Source organism: Amycolatopsis cynarae (genome assembly GCF_026802195.1).
GTDB lineage: Bacteria > Actinomycetota > Actinomycetes > Mycobacteriales > Pseudonocardiaceae > Amycolatopsis_E > Amycolatopsis_E rhizosphaerae.
In genome coordinates this window covers 3303859-3322757 of record NZ_CP113836.1, presented here as the reverse complement: position 1 = coordinate 3322757, position 18899 = coordinate 3303859, and the positions used below count along the sequence as shown (strand labels likewise).

21 protein-coding genes are annotated in these 18899 nt (G+C 70.5%); 12 read left to right on the top strand and 9 right to left on the bottom strand.

Annotated elements, in window-relative coordinates; genetic code table 11:
• Positions 1 to 14 precede the first annotated feature (14 nt).
• The 3 genes from ORV05_RS15970 (at position 15) to ORV05_RS15960 (ending at position 2838) form a co-directional block, all read left to right on the top strand.
• The gene (locus ORV05_RS15970; protein ID WP_268759283.1) at positions 15 to 1313 is read left to right on the top strand and encodes an ABC transporter substrate-binding protein; all 1299 of its coding nucleotides are present in this window, start codon (positions 15 to 17) and stop codon (positions 1311 to 1313) included.
• A gap of 97 nt (positions 1314 to 1410) precedes the next feature.
• Positions 1411 to 2013 carry a TetR/AcrR family transcriptional regulator gene (locus tag ORV05_RS15965; protein WP_268759282.1) on the top strand — a complete coding sequence of 201 codons (603 nt, stop codon included), beginning with the start codon at positions 1411 to 1413 and terminating at the stop codon, positions 2011 to 2013.
• Between the two features lie 84 nt (positions 2014 to 2097).
• A complete protein-coding gene (locus ORV05_RS15960) occupies positions 2098 to 2838 on the top strand; it encodes a polyprenol monophosphomannose synthase (protein WP_268759281.1) in 741 nt (246 codons plus the stop codon).
• An 18-nt stretch (positions 2839 to 2856) separates the two neighbouring features.
• Here the strand turns inward: ORV05_RS15960 and ORV05_RS15955 are convergent, their stop codons facing one another.
• Positions 2857 to 3900 (bottom strand): aldo/keto reductase, encoded by a 1044-nt coding sequence (locus ORV05_RS15955; RefSeq protein WP_268759280.1) that lies wholly within the window; start codon positions 3898 to 3900, stop codon positions 2857 to 2859.
• A 150-nt stretch (positions 3901 to 4050) separates the two neighbouring features.
• Here ORV05_RS15955 and ORV05_RS15950 point away from each other — a divergent pair, with 150 nt between their 5' ends.
• Positions 4051 to 4653 (top strand): TetR/AcrR family transcriptional regulator, encoded by a 603-nt coding sequence (locus ORV05_RS15950; RefSeq protein WP_268759279.1) that lies wholly within the window; start codon positions 4051 to 4053, stop codon positions 4651 to 4653.
• Between the two features lie 21 nt (positions 4654 to 4674).
• Here ORV05_RS15950 and ORV05_RS15945 read toward each other — a convergent pair whose 3' ends face one another.
• Entirely contained in the window at positions 4675 to 5571 is an 897-nt protein-coding gene (locus ORV05_RS15945) for a LysR family transcriptional regulator (RefSeq protein WP_268759278.1), read from the bottom strand.
• Between the two features lie 81 nt (positions 5572 to 5652).
• On the opposite strand from ORV05_RS15945, the gene ORV05_RS15940 reads away from it, so the two are divergent.
• Positions 5653 to 6600, top strand: a complete 948-nt coding sequence (locus tag ORV05_RS15940) for a threonine ammonia-lyase (RefSeq protein ID WP_268759277.1) — start codon at positions 5653 to 5655, stop codon at positions 6598 to 6600.
• Positions 6601 to 6689: 89 nt separating this feature from the next.
• On the opposite strand, the gene ORV05_RS15935 is transcribed toward ORV05_RS15940, so the two are convergent.
• The gene (locus ORV05_RS15935) at positions 6690 to 7175 is read right to left on the bottom strand and encodes a carboxymuconolactone decarboxylase family protein (protein ID WP_268759276.1); all 486 of its coding nucleotides are present in this window, start codon (positions 7173 to 7175) and stop codon (positions 6690 to 6692) included.
• 166 nt (positions 7176 to 7341) lie between these two features.
• On the opposite strand from ORV05_RS15935, the gene ORV05_RS15930 reads away from it, so the two are divergent.
• The gene (locus ORV05_RS15930) at positions 7342 to 8262 is read left to right on the top strand and encodes an RNA polymerase sigma-70 factor (RefSeq protein WP_268759275.1); all 921 of its coding nucleotides are present in this window, start codon (positions 7342 to 7344) and stop codon (positions 8260 to 8262) included.
• A gap of 14 nt (positions 8263 to 8276) precedes the next feature.
• Here the strand turns inward: ORV05_RS15930 and ORV05_RS15925 are convergent, their stop codons facing one another.
• Complete coding sequence (locus ORV05_RS15925) at positions 8277 to 8825, bottom strand: HAD domain-containing protein (RefSeq protein ID WP_268759274.1); 549 nt, start codon at positions 8823 to 8825, stop codon at positions 8277 to 8279.
• Between the two features lie 307 nt (positions 8826 to 9132).
• Between ORV05_RS15925 and ORV05_RS15920 the strand changes: the two genes are divergently transcribed.
• Both ORV05_RS15920 and ORV05_RS15915 read left to right on the top strand, forming a co-directional pair.
• Positions 9133 to 9900 (top strand): dienelactone hydrolase family protein, encoded by a 768-nt coding sequence (locus tag ORV05_RS15920; RefSeq protein WP_268759273.1) that lies wholly within the window; start codon positions 9133 to 9135, stop codon positions 9898 to 9900.
• A gap of 27 nt (positions 9901 to 9927) precedes the next feature.
• Positions 9928 to 10419, top strand: a complete 492-nt coding sequence (locus tag ORV05_RS15915) for a hypothetical protein (protein WP_268759272.1) — start codon at positions 9928 to 9930, stop codon at positions 10417 to 10419.
• Positions 10420 to 10437: 18 nt separating this feature from the next.
• Here ORV05_RS15915 and ORV05_RS15910 read toward each other — a convergent pair whose 3' ends face one another.
• A complete protein-coding gene (locus ORV05_RS15910; RefSeq protein ID WP_268759271.1) occupies positions 10438 to 11259 on the bottom strand; it encodes an SDR family NAD(P)-dependent oxidoreductase in 822 nt (273 codons plus the stop codon).
• Positions 11256 to 11864 (bottom strand): TetR/AcrR family transcriptional regulator, encoded by a 609-nt coding sequence (locus tag ORV05_RS15905; protein WP_268759270.1) that lies wholly within the window; start codon positions 11862 to 11864, stop codon positions 11256 to 11258. Before ORV05_RS15905 ends, ORV05_RS15910 begins: the two co-directional genes overlap by 4 nt.
• Positions 11865 to 11934: 70 nt before the next feature.
• Between ORV05_RS15905 and ORV05_RS15900 the strand changes: the two genes are divergently transcribed.
• Positions 11935 to 12654: an SDR family oxidoreductase gene (locus ORV05_RS15900; protein WP_268759269.1), complete on the top strand. Its 720-nt coding sequence runs from the start codon at positions 11935 to 11937 to the stop codon at positions 12652 to 12654.
• 92 nt (positions 12655 to 12746) lie between these two features.
• Here ORV05_RS15900 and ORV05_RS15895 read toward each other — a convergent pair whose 3' ends face one another.
• The 3 genes from ORV05_RS15895 to ORV05_RS15885 form a co-directional block, all read right to left on the bottom strand.
• Positions 12747 to 12968: a DUF5703 family protein gene (locus ORV05_RS15895; RefSeq protein WP_268759268.1), complete on the bottom strand. Its 222-nt coding sequence runs from the start codon at positions 12966 to 12968 to the stop codon at positions 12747 to 12749.
• Positions 12965 to 13972, bottom strand: coding sequence for a YncE family protein (locus ORV05_RS15890; RefSeq protein ID WP_268759267.1), 1008 nt, complete (start codon positions 13970 to 13972; stop codon positions 12965 to 12967). Before ORV05_RS15890 ends, ORV05_RS15895 begins: the two co-directional genes overlap by 4 nt.
• Positions 13973 to 14047: 75 nt before the next feature.
• Positions 14048 to 15004, bottom strand: coding sequence for an aldo/keto reductase (locus ORV05_RS15885; RefSeq protein ID WP_268759266.1), 957 nt, complete (start codon positions 15002 to 15004; stop codon positions 14048 to 14050).
• A gap of 151 nt (positions 15005 to 15155) precedes the next feature.
• Between ORV05_RS15885 and ORV05_RS15880 the strand changes: the two genes are divergently transcribed.
• From ORV05_RS15880 to ORV05_RS15870, 3 genes are all read left to right on the top strand, one after another.
• Complete coding sequence (locus ORV05_RS15880) at positions 15156 to 15992, top strand: undecaprenyl-diphosphate phosphatase (RefSeq protein WP_268759265.1); 837 nt, start codon at positions 15156 to 15158, stop codon at positions 15990 to 15992.
• 82 nt (positions 15993 to 16074) lie between these two features.
• Complete coding sequence (locus tag ORV05_RS15875; protein WP_268759264.1) at positions 16075 to 16785, top strand: histidine phosphatase family protein; 711 nt, start codon at positions 16075 to 16077, stop codon at positions 16783 to 16785.
• Positions 16782 to 18842 (top strand): M3 family metallopeptidase, encoded by a 2061-nt coding sequence (locus tag ORV05_RS15870; RefSeq protein WP_268759263.1) that lies wholly within the window; start codon positions 16782 to 16784, stop codon positions 18840 to 18842. Before ORV05_RS15875 ends, ORV05_RS15870 begins: the two co-directional genes overlap by 4 nt.
• The last annotated feature ends 57 nt before the right edge of the window (positions 18843 to 18899 follow it).

The window sequence follows — 18899 nt, the reverse complement described above, 5'->3', positions numbered from 1 at the left end:
GTGAGGAGAGAAAATTGGCCGCTTGGAGACGGACGCGCGTGACGGTCGCGCTGGCCGCGGCGATCGCACTGACGGCAGGTGGGTGCGCCGGCAGCGGGGGCGGGAACACACCGGGGGTGACCGACACGACGGTCACCGTCGGCGGGACACTGCCGCTGACCGGTCCCGCCGCACCGGGGTACAGCGAACAGGGCCCGGCCGCGAAGGCGTTCTTCGACTACGTCAACGCCGCGGGTGGGATCAACGGTCGCAAGATCACCTTCAAGTACGTCGACGACGGGTACAACCCGGCGCAGACGGTGACGCTGACCAAGCAACTGGTGTTGCAGGACAACGTGTTCGCGATGCTCGGCTCGCTGGGCACGCCGACGCACACGAAGGTGGTGGACTTCCTCAACAGCTCCCGCGTGCCCGACCTGTTCGTGGCCTCGGGCTGCACCTGCTGGGACTCGCCGCAGCAGCATCCCTACACCTACGGCTGGCAGCCGGACTACACGGTGGAGGGCAAGATCCTCGGTGACTACGTGAAGAAGACCTTCGCCGGGAAGAAGATTGCCTACTTCTACCAGGACGACGACTTCGGGCACGACGGCATGAAGGGTCTGGACAAGTTCGTCGACCAGTCCCAGGTGGTGTCGCGGCAGCCGTACCAGCCGGGTAACACCGACATCGGCCCCCAGGTGGCGGCGATCGCGCGTTCGGGCGCGGACGTGGTGGTGCTGGAGAGCATCCCGGCCTACACCGCGCTGTTCAAGCTCGGCGCGCTGAAGCTGGGCTACAACCCGAAACTGGTGGCCTCGAGCGTGGGGGCCGATCCGACGACGGTGTCGGGACTGCTGGAAAGCTTCGCCAAGAAGGCGGGGAGCGCGGTGCGCGGGTCCGACCTCATCGAGGGCCTGGTCACCAGTGCCTACCTGCCCGCCACCGACGATGTGGGCAACTCGTGGACCGCGCTGTTCAAGAAGATCCACGACCAGTACATCCCGGACATCCCCTTCGACGGCAACGTGGTCTACGCGATGTCCTATGCCTACACCTTCGTGCAGGCGTTGCAGGCGGCCGGTAAGACGCCGACGCGGCAGAGCCTGATCGACGCGCTGAACAAGGGCGGGTTCACCGGACCCGGTCTGGTGCCCTTCCGGTATAGCGCTTCCTCGCACGCGGGTTTCACCGGCGGCCAGATCGCGATCGTCCAAGGTGGACGGCAGGTGGCGCAGGGCAGTGCGCTGACGACGGATGACGGGGACTCCGCGGTGGTGCCGTACTCGGTGGTCCAGCCCACGGCGCCCGCCAACGGGATCCCGGGGGCGTGAACGACGTGGGGGCGGGCGGCCGCGGTGCGGTGCCCGCCCCCACGCACCGGAAGCGGCCCTGTCCGTCGCGGTTCCTCACATCGGGCAGAATCGGGGTATGGGTGACGTGGTGGGGAGCAGGCGGGCGCAGATCACGCGTGCGGCGCTGCTGGAGGCGGCACGCGAGGTGTTCACGGCCTCGGGATACGACGACGCCACCATGCTCGACATCGCCGAGCGGGCGGGGGCCAGCATCGGCAGTCTGTACCACCACTTCGCCGCCAAGTCCGATCTGTACATCACCCTTTACCAGGAGTATCAGCGGCGGCAGCAGCACCGCTCCGCCCGCGCGGTGAAGGCCGCGCTGGCGAAGGGGGAGGGCGACGCCCTTCGCCTGTTCGTCGTCGGGACCGGGGCCTATCTCGAGGGCTGCTGGGAGGAGCGGGACCTGGCGAAGGTGTTTCTGTCCGGGGGCGGGCCCGCGGGGTTCGGGGTGCTGACGCGCCAGCGGTTCCGCGACTGGTTGCAGGCCAACTCGGTGCTGCTCAACGGTCCTTCGCGGCCGCTGAGCGAGGTGCTGGTGCTGTGCCTGACGGCGATGGCCACCGAAGCGGGCCGCGAGGTGGCCATCGCGCCGACGCGGGTCCGGGCACGGAGGATGATCGCCGAGGTCCTGGAGCTGATGGGGCGCCTCTACCCCGCGGCCGAGGCCAGTGTATAACGACCTATACGGCGCCGCTCAGGGCCGCCGCCAGGCGGTCCGATACGGTAACCCCGTCCGTGCAGGCGAGCTAGAGGAATGATCATGGGGGAGCGCATCCCAAAGGTGACGGTCGTCGTCCCGACCTACAACGAGCGGGACAACCTGCCCCGGCTCGCCGGCATGCTGGCCGCGCTCGAGGTGCCCGATCTGCACGTGCTCGTCGTGGACGACAACTCGCCGGACGGCACCGGCGAGGTGGCCGACAAGCTGGCGGCCGATTCGCCGGAGACCTTCGGCGTGCTGCACCGGACCGAAAAGGACGGTCTCGGCCGGGCCTACGTCGCCGGTATCACCCGGGCGCTGGAGGAGGGGGCCGACATCGTCATCCAGATGGACGCCGACCTCTCGCACCCGGCCGAGGCGATCCCGCGCATGGTCGCCGAACTGTCCACCTCGGACGCGGGGGTCGTGCTCGGGTCCCGGTATGTGCCCGGTGGCTCGGTGGCGGGGGAGTGGCCCTGGCACCGGCGTGCCCTGTCGGCGTGGGCGAACCTCTACGTCAACACGATCCTGCGGCTGCGGGTGAAGGACGCGACCGCGGGTTTCAAGGCCTGGCGGGCCGAAACCCTGCGCAAGATCGACCTCTCGGCGATCCAGAGCAGCGGGTACGCCTTCCAGGTGGAGATGAACTACCGCGCGGTGCGCTGCGGAACGCGGATCGCGGAGATCCCGATCCGCTTCGACGAGCGAACCGAAGGTGAGTCGAAGATGAGCCTGGGCGTGCAGCTGGAGTCCGCGGTGCTGCCGTGGAAGCTGCTCTTCGGCATCTCGAACTCGCGCTAGCCGGACTCGGCCGGGCCCTCATGCGGCACGGCGTCGCCGCTTCGGATCGGCGAGGACGGCCGCGCCGTAGCCCGTGTCCTCGGGATTGATGTCGATGCCGGGTGCCACGACGCTGTCGATGCGGTCGAGTACCGCGGGCTCCAGGGTGATGTCCGCGGCACTCAGCGCTCCCCGCAGGTGCTCGGCGGTGCGGGGGCCGATGACCGCCGCGGAGACCGCGGGGTGGGTGGTGACGAACGCCAGCGCCAGCTGGATCAGCGTCAGGCCGGCTTCCTTGGCGATTCCGGCGAGTTCGGTGGCGGCGTCGAGCTTGGCCTTGTTGCCCGGGATGTCCAGGTCGTAGTGGGCCAACGTGGTCGAGAAGGACATCGTCCGGGTGCGGTGGCTGGACAGGCTGGCCGCGTCCCGCCGCCAGCGGCCGGACAGCCAGCCCCCGGCCAGCGGGCTCCAGGCGAGCACTCCCATCCGGTATGTCTCGCACGTGGGCAGCACGTCGGCCTCGACGCCCCGGGCCAGCAGGGAGTACGGAGGCTGTTCGCAGACGAAGCGTTCACGCTGCCGTCGCTCGGCGGTCCACTGCGCCTGCACGATCGTCGAGGGGGAGAACGTCGAGGATCCCGCGTAGCGGATCTTTCCCGCGCGGACGAGGTCGGTCAGCGCGCCCAGGGTCTCGTCGAGGTCGGTGGCCGGATCAGGCCGGTGCACCTGGTAGAGGTCGATGTGGTCGGTGTCCAGGCGGCGCAGGCTCTCCTCGCAGGCCCGGACGATCCAGCGCCGTGAGGCGCCGCGTTCGTTGCGACCGGGGCCCATCGGACTGGACACCTTGGTGGCCAGGACGACTTCGTCGCGCCGTCCGGCGATGGCCTTCCCGACGATGACCTCGGACTCGCCGTCCGAGTACACGTCGGCCGTGTCGATGATGTTGACGCCCGCGTCGAGTGCGGTGCGGATGATGGCGGTCGCCTCGTCGTGGTCGGGGTTCCCCCACCTGCCGAACATCATCGAGCCCAGGCACAGCGAGCTGATCTGGACTCCGGTACTTCCCAGCGTGCGGTACTGCATGGTGTGGACGGCCCTTCTGCGGACGTGGCGGCGGGACGGAAACGGCCGGTGGGTCACCTGCTATCGTCCCGATTAGCGGAGTCGGCTCCGCTTGGTGCCGTAACGATAGACGGAGCCGACTCCGGATAGCAAGTGGCAAGGAAGGCGCACATGACCGATCCGTCCGTCCGGCCCACGCGGGCCGACGCGCGAGCCAACGAGGACAAGCTGCTCGCGGCGGCCGCCCAGGCTTTCGCCCGGGACGGCGCGGCCGCGACCCTGAAGCAGATCGCCAAGGACGCGGGGGTCGGGATCGGCACCCTGTACCGGCGCTTCCCGACGCGGGAGCAGCTGGTCGACGCCACCTACCGCTACGAGACCTCCCGTCTCGCCGGCCGGGCTTCGGCGCTGCTCGGTGAGCTGCCCGCCGACCGGGCTCTCAGGTCATGGATGTCCGAGGTGCTGGACTACCTTGTCGCCAAGCACGGCATGGCCGACACGCTCAAGTCGCTCCTGCGCAGCGACGCGCAGCTGAGCTCGCAGACGCGCGAGCAGCTGACCGGTGCGGTCGAGGAGTTCCGTCTCGCCGGGATCACCCAGGGGGTGATCCGGCAGGACGTGCCCTCCAGCGACATCCTTGCGGCTCTGGCGGGCGTCACTCTCGTAACCGGAGCCGTCCCTCAGCGCGAGCAAGCGGAGCGGTTGCTCGACCTGCTGATGGACGGCATCACCTGCTCGAAGACCTGGCGTGACCGTCGGCAGAAAGGTGTATAACGACCTATACAGCGCGGGTTGTTACGGCCAGACCTGCCCGTGGCAGGTCTGGCCGAAGGCCATCAAAAGAGCCTGCACCGGAAGCGAAGGGGCCGAGTTTCCGTAGGTGGCGGCCAGGACCTGGCGTTCGTCGCCGGGCAACCGGTCCAGCCGGATCCGCGGGTCCCGGCTGGCCAGGAGGGCAAGTCCGGGCAGGGTGCTGACGCCGAGTCCCGCCGCGACCAGGGACTGGACCGCGACGTAGTCGTCGGTCTCGAAAGCGATCTCGGGCGTGAACCCGGCTTGGCGGCAGGCGTCGAGCAGATGGGTGCGGCAGCGGGGGCAGCCGGCGATCCATCGTTCCCCGGCGTAGGTGGCCAGCGCCTCGCGGGGGCCGTCCCAGTTCCGCTCGCGCGGTGTCACGAGGTACCGGGGTTCGGTCAGCAGGGTGGTCGTCCGGATGGCGCGCCGGTCCGCGGCCGGGGTTACACCGTGCTCGAAGATCAGGGCGAGGTCGACGTCGCCGTTGCGCAGGGCGGTGAGGGCTTCCGGTGGCTCGGCCTCGGTGAGGGCCAGTTCGATGCCGGGGTGGTCGGTCGCCAGGCGGGCCGCCGCGGGCGGCACGACGGTGGCCAGTGCCGAGGGGAAGGCGGCAAGCCGCACGCGTCCCGCGCGCAGACCGGCGTGTGCGGCCAGTTCCGCGTGGACCGATTCGACCTGGCCGAGGATCTCCTCGGCACGGGTGGCGAGCAGACGCCCGGCCTCGGTCAGGCGAATGCCCCGTCCGGCGCGCTGGAGCAGGGGCAGGCCGGCCTCGGCTTCGAGCCGGGCGAGGTGATGGCTGACCGAGGGCTGGGCGTAGTGCAGCGCTTCGGCCGCGGCCGTGACCGAGCCGGTGCGGGCCACCGCCACCAGCACGCGGAGCCGGTTCAGATCCACGGCGCGAAGCATAGACGGATTCGATGGAATCTTCGAATACCGGCATTGGACTGATGAATCGGAGCGTGTGAGCCTGGGAGCATGCTTTCCCTCCCCACGATGACCGACGTGCTGCGGGCACGGCGATTGCTCGCCACCGAACTGACGCCCACGCCGCTGCGGGCCTGTCCCGCGCTCGGTCCCGGTGTGCTGATCAAGCACGAGAATCTGCACCCGACCGGCGCGTTCAAGGTGCGCGGCGGTCTCAACCTGCTCGCCGGGCTCGACGGACCGGGCGTGGTCGGCTACTCGACCGGCAACCACGCGCAGTCGCTCGCCCATGCCGCCGCGCGGTACGGAATGCCCTGCACGATCGTGATGCCGGAGCGTCCGAACCCGGCCAAGGCGGCGGCGGTGCGGGCACTCGGCGCGGAACTGGTCGAGTACGGAGCGACGTTCGACGACGCGCGGGAGCATGCCCAGCGCCTCGCGAAGGACCGCGGTCTGCGGCTGGTGAGTGCGGCCGACGAACCGGCGCTCATCGCGGGCGTGGCGACGGCGTACCTGGAGGTCTTCGAGGCGGATCCGGACGTCGAGGCGATCGTGGTTCCGGTGGGCGGCGGATCGGGTGCGGCGGCGGCCTGCCTGGTGGCGGCGGCGGTCGCGCCCGGGTGCGAGATCTTCGCGGTGCAGTCGTCGGCCTCGCCCGCGGCTCACGATTCGTGGCGTGCCGGGACTCCGGTGCACCGTCCGAACGAGACGGTGGTGGAGGGTCTGGCGACCGGTTCGGGATTCGCCCTGACCCAGGAACTGCTGCGGGACCGGCTGGCCGATTTCCTGCTCGTGTCCGACGAGGAGATCGCCCGGGCGCAGGCGAGGCTGTTGCGGGAGGCCCACGTCCTCGCGGAAGGTGCCGGGGCCGCGCCGCTCGCTGCGCTCGACGGGTACCGGGACCGGTTCGCGGGGCGGAAGGTGGTGCTGATGTGCACGGGTGGCAACGCCAGTCCGGCCGAGATCCGGGCCGCGGCAACGGCGGAACCGAGGCCATGACGGCCGCGGTGCGCCGTGAGGGGTCCCCTCACGGTCGAAAGTGACTGTGAGGGGACCCCTCACGGCTGGCGCCGGGATGGGCGTGCGGGTCAGCTCGCCGCCTGGTCGAACGTGCCTGCCTGGTAGGAACCGCCCTTGGTCCGGGTGATCACCAGGAGGCGGTTGGCGGCGTTGATCATGGCGACCAGGTAGACGAGTGCGGCGATCTGGTCGTCGTCGTAGTGCTTGCACACCTCGGCCCAGGTCTCGTCGGACACACCGTGGTGGGCGTCGGCGAGCCGGGTGCCCTCCTCGGCGAGCGCCAGCGCGGCCTGCTCGGCCTCGGTGAACACAGTGGACTCGCGCCAGGCGGCGACCAGGTTGACGCGCACCGCGGGCTCACCGGCGGCCGCCAGTTCCTTGGTGTGGGCGTCGACGCAGAAGCCGCAGCCGTTGATCTGGCTGGCGCGCAGCTCGACCATCTCGATCACCGACTTCGGCAGCGACGACTGCATGATCGCCGCGCTGGTGGTGGCGAACCGCTTGCCGATCTTGGCGCCGAGCTCGTTGGCGTTGAGGTTGAAACGGGGTTCCATGACTCGTCCTTTCTCGTGGTGCTCGGTTGAGCGACCACAAGACGACGGCGCCCTTGATCGCGTAACACCGGCCCGTTGTGACGTACGCCGCTACCGTTGCGTGTTATGCGGCGGCGGGTTCCGGCGTCAGGTGGGGGAAGCAGCCGAGAGGAAACAGGAGCTACCCATGGACGGCACGGCGCGGATGACTTCCGGCGATCGCGGTGGTCGGCCGGACCCCGCCACGGAGGCGTTCGTCGCCCATCGCAATCTGCTGTTCACCGTTGCTTACGAGATGCTCGGCTCGGCCGCCGATGCCGAGGACGTCCTGCAGGAAACCTGGTTGCGGTGGACCGGTGTGGACCTGGCCGGCGTGCGGGATCAGCGCGCGTACCTGGTCCGGATCACCACCCGTCAGGCGCTGGACCGGCTGCGCGCACTCGGCCGCCGCAAGGAGTCCTACGTCGGTCCGTGGCTGCCGGAACCCCTGTTGACGGCACCCGACGTGGCCGCCGATGTGGAGCTGGCCGAGCACGTTTCGCTGGCGATGCTGCTGGTTCTGGAAACCCTCGCGCCGGTCGAGCGTGCGGTGTTCGTGCTGCGGGAGGTCTTCGATCTGGGTTATGAGGAGATCGCCGAGGCGGTCGGGAAAAGCCCTGCCGCGGTCCGCCAGCTGGCGTACCGGGCGCGGGCGCACGTGGCCGCGCGACGGCCGCGCGGGGTGGTTTCCGCGGACGAGACCCGGGACGCGCTCGCGGCTTTCCGGCGGGCGGTCGAAACCGGCGATTTGCGGGATCTGCTCGACGTCCTCGCCCCGGATGTGGTGTTCCTGGGTGATGGTGGGGGTCTCGCGCGGGCCGCGCTGGCGCCCGTGGCCGGGGCCGATGCGGTGGCCGGTCTGCTCGCCAGCGGGTTGGCGAACCTCGCCGCGGGGTCGCTGCAGACGGCGCAGGTCAACGGCTACCCGGCGCTGATCCTGCGGTTCGGTGGCGAGGTTGACACCGTGCTGGCGGTGCGCGTCGATGACGGCCTCATCACCGGGATCTACTCGGTGCGCAATCCGCAGAAGCTGTCGCGTTTGCGGCGCGAGGTCATGCTGCGCCGCTGAACCCCGGACGGGGGTCAGGCGGCGAGCGTCGCGGCCCATTCGGCCACGGCGTCGAAGTCTTCCTCGCGCAGGCCCTCGGACGGCGACACGGTGTGCAGGAGGGTCGGCACACCGTGTCGGGCCGCTTGGAACTCGGCCAGTTGGTGGGGGAACAGGTCGAAGTCGTCGTCGAACCAGGCCAGCGGGCGTCCTCGCGCGTACTGCGCGACCGCTCCGAACTTCCACGAGGTGACGTTCCGGAAGTGGATCACCGGTAGTTCCGGCAGTCCGATCCGTGGTCCGATCCACTGGTTCGCGTCGTCCTCCCAGGTGGTGCACCACACCACTTCGAGTCCGGTGGTCTTCGCGAGCCGCAGCAGCCGGGGCCCGTGGTCCTGGTGCAGCCAGAGCGGTTCCGGTCCGTTCCCGGACAGCGGGTTCACCGGGTACTGGCGGTATCCGGCCGCCTGTTTGGCCGCGTCGGTGCCCGCGTAGGGGCTCAGCGGGCCGTCGACGTCGAGCAGCAGCAGGCCAGGTGTGCTCGCCGGGGACCGTCCAGGCGCCGCTCCAGCGCGGAGAACCATGCGTGACAGCGTACCTCCGCTCGCCGGGGTGACGCGTTTCGCGACGTGAAGTGGTTGGCGCACAAGGACTTCGGACGTGGGCGCTGGTTCCGATGGTGGCGTAACGGTTCCCGGGTGGGCTAGGTTGTACGGCGATGACTACCGGGACGGCATTGCGCCACACACGGATCGGTGACCCGGTGCTCTTCTGAGCGCCGTACGGGCCGGTGCGGGCCCGCTGTTCGATCGAGGATCCTGCGCTGCCGCGCGGGCTCCACCTCCGTCGTGTTGATCACACGCTTACACATCAACCACGACAGGAGGATTCATGCCCACCAAGACCCTGCGGATTCCCACCGCGGACGGCGAGGCCGACGCTTTTGCCGCGTTTCCCGGCGATGGGGCGCGGCATCCGGGAGTGCTGCTGTATGCGGACGCGTTCGGCCTGCGGCCCGAGCTGGAGGGGAGGGCCCGCGAACTGGCCGCGCACGGGTATTACGTGCTCGTCCCCAACCTCTACTACCGGCAAGGCCCGGCGCCGGTGATCGAGCTTCCCGAGCACATCGGGGAAGCGATCCGGCCCGTGGTCATCGCCGAGTTGATGCCCTTGATCGAGGCGCACACCACCGAACACATCCTGCGCGACGCCGATGCCTACCTCAGGTTTCTCACCGCCCGGTCCGAGGTCGGTGCGGGACCGGTCGCTGTGATCGGCTATTGCCTCGGCGCCGCGTTGGCGCTGCGCACCGCGGCGGCCCACCCCGGCCTGGTGGCCGCCGTCGCCGGGTTCCACCCTGGTTTCCTGGTCACCGGTGCGCCGGACAGTCCGCATCGCCTCGTCTCCGAGCTGACCGCCGAAGTCCATCTCGGCCTCTCCGAAAACGATATGCGGCCGGAGGCCGTCGTCGAGCTCAACCAGGCTCTGGATGCCGCGGGCGTGCGCTACACCACCGAGGTCTATCCCGGCACGATCCACGGCTACACCATGTCCGACACCGACGCTTTCAACGCTTCGGCATTGCAGCGCCATTGGGACCGCCTGCTGCGTCTTCTCGACCGGACCCTGTCTTCCGCGCGGTGCGGGGAAGATCGTTGACGGCTCGGCCGATGGATAGGGTGGCGCGTGGCCAAGAAGCGCGCTTCGCTGAAGAACCGGCTGGCCCGGCACCAGACCGCGCGGGATGTCGGTGTGGTGACCGCGGCGCTGCGACCGGCGGACGGGGACCGCTCACTGGCGGAGGTGTGCTGGGACGTCCTGAACCCGGTGTGCCGCTTGGTGGTCTCGGATGCCGACGAATTGGCCCAATGCCTCACCGTGCGGTTCCACTCGGCTCAGGCCACCGGATGGGTCGCCGGCATCCTCGGTGCCGGGCTCGCCTACCCATCCCGCGCCGACCCGCTCGCCGATCCGGATCTTCGGGCCCTCGAAGAAGAGGTGATCGACGCGCTCGGACCGGACGCGCTGTGGTGCGCCAGCGGCGACTATGAGCAGTCTGCCTTGCACGGGCGCCAGTTGCGCGGCTGGAACCCGGTCACCCGCGCGACCTTCGATCTGGTGGTCGCCGTGCGGGGGAACGGGCTCGACCTGGTGCTGGCGCGGACCGACGAGGACTGAGATCGACGCCCCGGGCCTTCAGAGCACGAGGTCTTCGTGGCCGAGGAGGTCGAGGCTGCGTCGCCAGAGTTCCTGGCGGGCGGCGGGGTCGTAGGCCTGGGCGTTGGCCCTGGTTTCGCGCTTGCGGTCGAAGAACCGGCCGGTGGTGCCGGTGAGCGTTTCGTCGGTGACGAGCCGGTGGGTGGCGGCCACGCCCTCGTCGAGACTGTCCATTGTGTACCCGATTTCGGAGAGGACGATCTTGGTGGGCATGAAGGTCGCGGGGTGGAGGCTGTTGACGGTGACTTCGCCGGCGGGCAGGCGTCCGGCGAGTTCGAAGCCGGACATGATCTGTGCGAGTTTGCTCTGGCCGTAGGCGCGGGTGCCGCTGTAGTCGCGCTCGATCATCAGGTCGGTGAAGTCGAGCGGATGTTGTCCGATGGAGGCGACGTTGACGATGCGGGCCGGGGCCGAGCGGCGCAGCAGTGGCAGCAGTTCGAGGGTCAGCAGGAATCCGGCGAGGTAGTTGACCGCGAACCGGAGTTCGTGGCCGTCGGCGCTGGTCTGGCGGGTCCGGCTCTCCGGGAGGCCGGACCCGATGCCGGCGTTGCTGACGAACACGTCGAGCCGGTCGGTCAGGTCGCGGATCTGCGCGGCGAGCTGTCGTACCTGGTTCAGGTCGGCGAGATCGCCGACGGCGGTTTGCGGCCGCTCACCGGTGGCGTGCTGGAGGGCGTCGGCGGTCGCGTCGAGTTTCCCGGGATCGCGGCCGTGCAGGATCAGGGGTGTGCCTTGGGTGGCGAGTCGTTCGGCGAGCGCGCGGCCGAGGCCGTCGGTGGCGCCGGTGATGAAGATCGTCATGGGGTGCTCCGTTCGTCGGGGCCTGTCGGGGCGAGCAGGCCGAGGAGGGTGTCGATGAGGTGGGAATCGAGGGGTTCCCGCGTGGCGAGGAGCCGATACCAGGTCATGCCGAAGACGATTTCCGGGATGGCCTTCGCCGGGGGGCTGGGTGGCAGGTCGCCGCGGTCGCGGGCGCGTTCGACGAGCACCGCCAGCGCGTCGCGGCGCCGTTGGAGGAACTTCTCGCGGAAGCGTCGCCCGAAGTCCTCGTCGAGTTGCGCCTGTGCCATCAGGGCGCGCAGGGCGTGGATCACCGGCTGTCTGCGGCCGAGGGCCAGGCTCGCTTCGAGGAAGTCGTGCAGGTCCTGGCGGTAGACGCCGGTGTCGGGGATGGGGACGTAGAGGTCCGCCTTGGTCGCCAGCGCGTCGAGGAGTACGTCGGCCTTCGACGGCCACCAGCGGTAGATCGTCTGCTTTCCCGCGCCGGAGCGGGCGGCGATGCCTTCGATGGTCAGGCCCGCGTAGCCGAGTTCGGCGGTGAGTTCGTAGGCGGCGGTGAGGATGGCCATGCGGCTTGCTTCGCTGCGGTGGCGCCCGGGGCGCGCGGGAACTGGTTGGTCGCTCATCGGGACCCATGCTAGCGTAAAGCGAACCGAGACGTCTCGGTTCGAATTACTTCCTGGGAGAGGCAACACCATGAGCGAGAAGACCGCCCTGATCGTCGGGGGTACTTCGGGGATCGGGCTGGCCACCGCGCGCCGCCTGCAGGAGCGGGGCGCCACCGTGCACATCGCGGGGCGCGGCAAGGAACGGCTCGACGGCCTGGCCGCCACCGACCCGGGCCTGATCGGACATCAGGCCGACGGCGGCGATCCTGCGGCGATCACGGCCCTCGCCGAGCGCATCGGCACCATCGACTGGCTCGTCGTCACGCTCAGCGGGAGCGAAGGCGTCGGCCCGATCGCGGAGCTGGACCTCGGCATGCTCCGCCGTGCCTTCGACGCCAAGTTCTGGGCACATCTGACCACCATCCAGGCGGCGCTGCCGCACCTCGCCCCGGCGGGTTCGATCACGCTGGTCGGGGCCGTCACGGCACGGGCGGGCATGCCGGGGACCGCCGGTATCGCCGCGATCAACGGCGCGGTCGAGGCACTGGTGAAGCCGCTGGCGGTGGAACTCGCGCCGATCCGCGTCAACGGGGTGTCGCCCGGGCTGGTCGACACCCCGTGGTGGAGCGGCATGCCCGAGGACGCGCGCCGGGAGTACTTCGCCCAGGCCGCGCAGGCTCTGCCCGCGCGGCGGGTGGCCACGGCCGAGGACATCGCCGAGGTGGTGGTGCTGGCGGCGACGAACGGGGGCACGACCGGCACCGTCATCGAAGCCGACGGGGGCGCACGCCTGGTCTCGCTGGGCTGATCAGCCCTCGGTGTGCGCAGCGGGGCCTGTTTGCTTCGAATGATTCGAAGCAAACAGGCCCCGCTCACACGCTCCGGAGCGGGGGAAAGCGGTCAGGAAGCCAGGTAGCCGGCGGTGGCGGCGGGCTGGCGCTTCCGGCGGAGCCAGACGCGGCGGGAGCCGTCGGCGTAGAGCCTGACGGTGGACAGCTCCCACCCGGCGAACTCGGCGTGGATGGACAACTGGGTGGCGGCCGCACGGCGGGACAGACCCGGTGGTAGCTGCAGCCGTCGGTACTCCCAGTCTTCGTCGACCACCGCCTCCTGTGGCTTCATGGCTGGATCACCTGGATCCCTTCTCCCGTTGCCGAGCCGACGAGCACCCGGGAGGTCCGCTCGTCGACGGTCACCGAGTTCGGTTGACGCACGGTGGGGAAACGGTACTTCTCGACCGGCTCGCCGCCCCGCACGTCGAAGCCCACGACCTCGTTGCGCTCGGTCAGGGTGACCCAGGCCAGCGCGCGTGAGGGGTCGTAGGCGATGCCGTAGATCCCGCCGGGAACCGGGTAGAGCTGGCGCAGCAGCAGCGGGCTGGTGGAGAAGGCGAGCAGCGCGCCGCCCCGGGTGTCGGTCACCAGCACGCGCCCGAACGAGTCGGCCACGGCGTTGGTGGCGCCGTCACCGGCGCGCAGCCCGGAACCGACCTGCCCGTTCGCCACGTCCAGCGAGAACACGGCCGTGCGCAGCCGGTCGAGCACGAGCGTGTCCGTCCCGGAGCGCACCACCTGATCGGCACTGTAGAGCCCGCCGCTGATCGTCTTGGTCACCGTGTCGCCGTGGACGACGTCGACGGCCTTGCGGTCGCGGACGGCCACGAGCGTGTCGCCGTCGGTGGCGACCGCGTCGGCGGGCTGGCCGGGCACGGCGACTTCGGCCGCGTGCCCGTCCGGGCCGATCCGGTCGACGACGCCCTTGCCGGGGATGGCCGCGAGTACCTGGCCGGCGGCGAAGCTCAGCCGTTCGACGGTGCCGGAGACGGGCACCCGGGCCGGGGACGCGGTGAGGTCGTCCAGGCGGTAGAGCAGCACCGAAGCGGGCTGGTCCACGGCTACGGCAAGGGTGCGGCTCGCCGCGTCGGTGGCCATCGCGGTCACCGGGGAGGCCGCCACCACCGTGCCTGCCGGAGGGGTGGCGGGCACCGGGGAGACGGCGGCTGCGGCCGCCACCGGGTTGGCCACGATCTGCAGTTCGTCACCGCCCTTGCCGGTGTCGGACGTGCAGCCGGAAGCCAGTAGCGCACACGCCAGTGGCATCGTGACCCACACGGCGGACCTCCGCACACGACCTCCGGACCTGTCGTTGAGCCCCAGCATCCTCCACAATGCCCGCCACGTCACCTTGCTGTCACCTGCTTGTCATTTGGGCCACCGCTCCGGGTAACCGAACTGGATCGCACTGACGTCGTCGAGTGCGGCCTTGATGGCGTCGGGGAGGGTGATGTCCTCCGCGGCGAGCGAGCCGGTCAGCTGCCCGGTGTCGCGGGCGCCGACCACCGGCGCCACCACCCCGGGCCGGTCGCGCACCCAGGCCAGTGCCACGGCGAGCGGAGAGGTGCCGAGACCGTCGGCCGCGGTCGTCACGGCCTCGACGATGCGGGCGGCCCGGTCGGTGCGGTGCTGTTCGACGTAGCCCGCGTAGGCCGGTGACGCGCCGCGCGAGTCGGCGGGCGTGCCGGTGCGGTACTTGCCCGTGAGCACCCCGCGTCCCAGCGGGGCCCAGGGCAGGATGCCGATGCCGTGATGCCGGGCGGCGGGCAGCACCTCCCGCTCCACCCCGCGTTCGACCAGCGAGTATTCGACCTGGGTGGACACCAGGGAGGTCCCGGCGGCCGCGGTCGCGAGTTGCCAGCCCGAGTAGTTGGAGACCCCGGTGTAGCGGACCTTGCCCGAGCGCACCGCGTAGTCCAGGGCGGACAGCGTCTCCGCCAGCGGGACGCTGTCGTCCCACGCGTGCAGCTGCCACAGGTCGATGTGGTCCACCCCGAGGCGCCGCAGCGAGCCGTCCAGCGCCGATAGCAGCGCGCCCCGCGAGGCGCCGCCCCCGAACGGGCCGTCGTTGCGCCGCGCCACGGCCTTGGTCGCGATGACCACCTCTTCGCGCGGGATGACGTCGCCGAGCAGGGAACCGAGGATGCGCTCCCCGTCGCCGTCGGCGTAGATGTCGGCGGTGTCGACCAGGGTGCCGCCGGCGTCCACGAACGCGACCAGCTGGCTCGCCGCCTCGTCGGCGTCGGTCTCGCTGCCCCAGCTCATGGTGCCCAGCGCCATCCTGGAGACGCGGAGTCCCGAGCTGCCGAGCTGTCGCTTCTCCATGGGGACAGAGAGTAACTGTGCCGCCCTCGGGGCCGTTTCAGGGCCGGTGCGCAGGGGCGCCCGAGGGGCCATCGACGTCATCGATACCCTCTCGGATCGTGCAAATCCGACAGAACCCGGCGGTGCCGGGACACGACAGGGCCCGGTGATCATGGGCTGGTTCGAAGCCATCGTCCTGGGCCTGGTGCAGGGCCTGACCGAGTTCCTGCCGATCTCCTCCAGCGCGCACCTGCGCATCACGGCGGCGCTCGCGGGGTGGGGGGATCCCGGTGCCGCCTTCACCGCGGTCATCCAGATCGGCACCGAGCTCGCGGTGATCCTCTACTTCGGGCGCAAGATCGGCCACATTCTGCGCGCCTGGTTCTTCTCGCTTTACCGGCGGGAGTGGCGGCAGGACCCGGACGCCAGGATGGGCTGGCTGGTGATCATCGGTTCGGTGCCCATCGTGGTGCTGGGACTGCTGTTCCAGGACGCCATCCACCACACCTTCCGCGACCTGCGGCTCACCGCGACCGTGCTGATCGTGTTCGGGCTGATCCTGCTGCTGGCCGACCGGATCGGTGCGAAGAAGCGCACCCTCGAGCACCTGACCGTGCCGCACGGCATCGGCTTCGGCCTGGCCCAGGCCCTCGCCCTGGTCCCGGGTGTGTCGCGTTCGGGCGGCACCGTGAGCGCGGGCCTGCTGCTCGGTTACACGCGCGCCGACGCCGCCGAGTACTCGTTCCTGCTGGCGATGCCCGCGGTGTTCGGCTCCGGCCTGTACGAGGTGAGCAAGATCGGCGAGGGCACCGGCCCCGAGTGGGGGCCGACGATCCTGGCCACGCTGGTGTCCTTCGGCGTGGGCTACCTGGTCATCTCGTGGCTCATGCGCTACATCAAGACGAACAGCTTCCTGCCGTTCGTGATCTACCGGCTCGCGCTGGGCGGGCTGCTGTTCGCGCTCATCGCCACCGGAACGCTCGATCCGAACGCGGGTCCCGACCTCTGACGGGCCGCTGACGGGCCGCTGCGTGGCGGCGTGGCCGCGCGCCGGTCCCCGGCCGGGACCGGCGCGCGGCTACCCTCGGGGCGTGGCTACCGTGATCCTTCTCCGGCACGGCCGCTCGACCGCCAACGGGTCGGGTGTGCTGGCCGGCCGGTCCCCCAAGGTGGGACTCGACGACACCGGACGTACCCAGGCCAAGGCCCTGCCCGCACGGCTGGCCGGCGTGCCGCTGGCCGAGGCGGTCGTGTCGCCGATGCTGCGCTGCAAGCAGACAGTGGCGCCACTGCTGGACGAGCTCGGCCTCGGCCGCGCGATCGAACCGCGGCTGTCCGAAGTGGACTACGGCGACTGGACCGGCCGTGAACTCAGGACGCTGGTGAAGGAACCGCTGTGGCGGGTGGTGCAGGCGCACCCGTCGGCGGCGGTGTTCCCCGGCGGTGAGGGCCTGGCCGCGATGCAGGCCCGTGCGGTGGCGGCCGTCCGCGAGCACGACGCCCGGATCACCGCCGAGCACGGCGACCACGCGGTGTGGCTGCTGTGCAGTCACGGCGACGTGCTCAAGGCGATCCTGTCCGACGCGCTCGGCCAGCACCTCGACTCCTTCCAGCGGATCGTGGTCGATCCGGCCTCGGTTTCGGTGATCCGCTACACCGAGACCCGCCCGTTCGTGCTCCGCCTCAACGACCACGGCGACGACTTCTCCGGAATCGTGCCGGAAAAGCCCAAGCGCGGTAGGAAGAAGGCATCCTCCGACGCGCAGGTCGGGGGTTCGACCGGACAGAAGGGCCGCCTGTGACCACCCAGTTGACACCGGACAATCCGTTCGCCGCACCGAGCGAGCTGCCCTACGCGCTGCCGCCGTTCGACCGCATCGCCGACGAGCACTTCGAGCCGGCGTTCGAGGTGGGACTGGCCGAGCACGCGGCGGAGATCGAGTCGATCGCCACCAACCCGGAACCACCGTCGTTCGACAACACGATCGTGGCCATGGAGCGGTCCGGCAGGCTGCTGGGCCGCGTGTCGGCGGTGTTTTTCAACCTGACCTCTTCGGACACCAGCCCCTACCGGCAGGAGCTGCAGGCGAAGATGGCGCCGAAGCTGGCCGCCCACCGCGACGCGATCCACCTGAACCCGAAGCTGTTCGCCCGCGTGGAGGAGCTGTTCCGGCGGCGGGAGGAACTCGGCCTCGATCCGGAGTCGGCCTGGCTGCTGGAGCGGGTGCACACCGACTTCCAGCGGGCGGGCGCCGGGCTGCCGGAGGCGGACCAGCGCCGGCTGCGGGTGCTCAACGAGGAACTGTCCACCTTGAGCACCCGCTTCCAGGAGAACCTGCTCAACGACACGAACGAACTGGCCGTGCTCGTCGACGACCGCGCCGAACTGGCCGGGCTGTCGGAGGACGCGATCGCCGCCGCGGGCGAAGCGGCCGCCTCCCGCGGCGAGACCGGCAAGTACCTGCTGACGCTGAGCCTGCCCACCAGCCAGCCGTTGCTGGCCTCGCTGGAGAACCGGGGTCTGCGGGAACGGCTGTTCCGCGCTTCGGAATCGCGGGGCGCGCGGGGCAACGAGTACGACAACCGGGAACTGCTGTCCCGCATCGCCACCCTCCGGGCCGAACGGGCCGCGCTGCTCGGGTACGCGAACCACGCCGCCTACGTCATCGCGGACGAGACCGCCCGCACCTCCGAAGCCGCGCTCGGCCTGCTGGAACGGCTCGCCCCGGCCGCGGTGGCCAACGCCCGCCGCGACGCCGAGGAGCTGCAGCGCTATCTCGAACAGGACTTCCCGGGCGCCACGCTGGAGCCGTGGGACTGGGCCTTCTACGGCGAGCGGGTTCGCAAGGCCCGCTACGACATCGACGAGGCCACCCTGCGGCCGTACTTCGAACTCGGCCGCGTCCTCCGTGACGGCGTGTTCTTCGCGGCGAACCAGCTCTACGGGCTCACCTTCACCGAACGCCACGACCTGCCCAAGTACCACCCCGAGGTGCGCGTGTTCGAGGTGTTCGACGCCGACGGCGGCCCGTTGGGGCTGTTCCTCGGCGACTACTACACGCGCGACTCCAAGCGCGGCGGTGCGTGGATGAACACCTTCGTGGACCAGTCGGAACTGCTGGGCGAACGGCCGGTGGTGGTGAACAACCTCAACATCGTCCGTCCGCCGGAGGGCGAGCCGACGCTGCTCACCTTCGACGAGGTGGTGACGGCCTTCCACGAGTTCGGGCACGCCCTGCACGCGCTGCTGTCCGCCGTGCGCCACCCCACGTTCGCGGGCACGAACGTGCCTCGTGACTTCGTGGAGTACCCGTCGCAGGTCAACGAGATGTGGATGCTGTGGCCCGAGGTGCTGGCGAACTACGCCAAACACCACGAGACGGGTGAGCCGCTGCCGTCGCGGCTGGTGGACCGGCTCCAGGAGGCCGCGCGCTACGGACAGGGGTACTCCACGACGGAGTATCTGGCGGCCGCGCTGCTCGACCAGGCGTGGCACGGCCTCGCCCCGGGCACCGGGATCGGGGATGTGGCGAGCTTCGAGTCGGCCGCGCTGGAGCGCGCGGGAGTGGCGCTGCGCGAAGTGCCGCCGCGCTACCGCAGCACCTACTTCGCGCACATCTTCAGCGGCGGCTACTCGGCGGGCTACTACTCCTACATCTGGAGCGAGGTGCTCGACGCCGACACCGTGGAATGGTTCCGGGAGAACGGCGGGCTCCGGCGCGCCAACGGCGACCACTTCCGGCGCACGCTGCTCGGCCGCGGCGGGAGCGTCGACTCGATGACGGCCTTCCGCGAGTTCCGCGGCCGCGACCCCGAGATCGGCCCGCTCCTGGCACGCCGGGGCCTCACCGGCGCCTGACCGGCGGCCCCACCGGCTCCCCGCGGCCCGCCGGCGTGGCCGTGAAGGGTCCCTTCA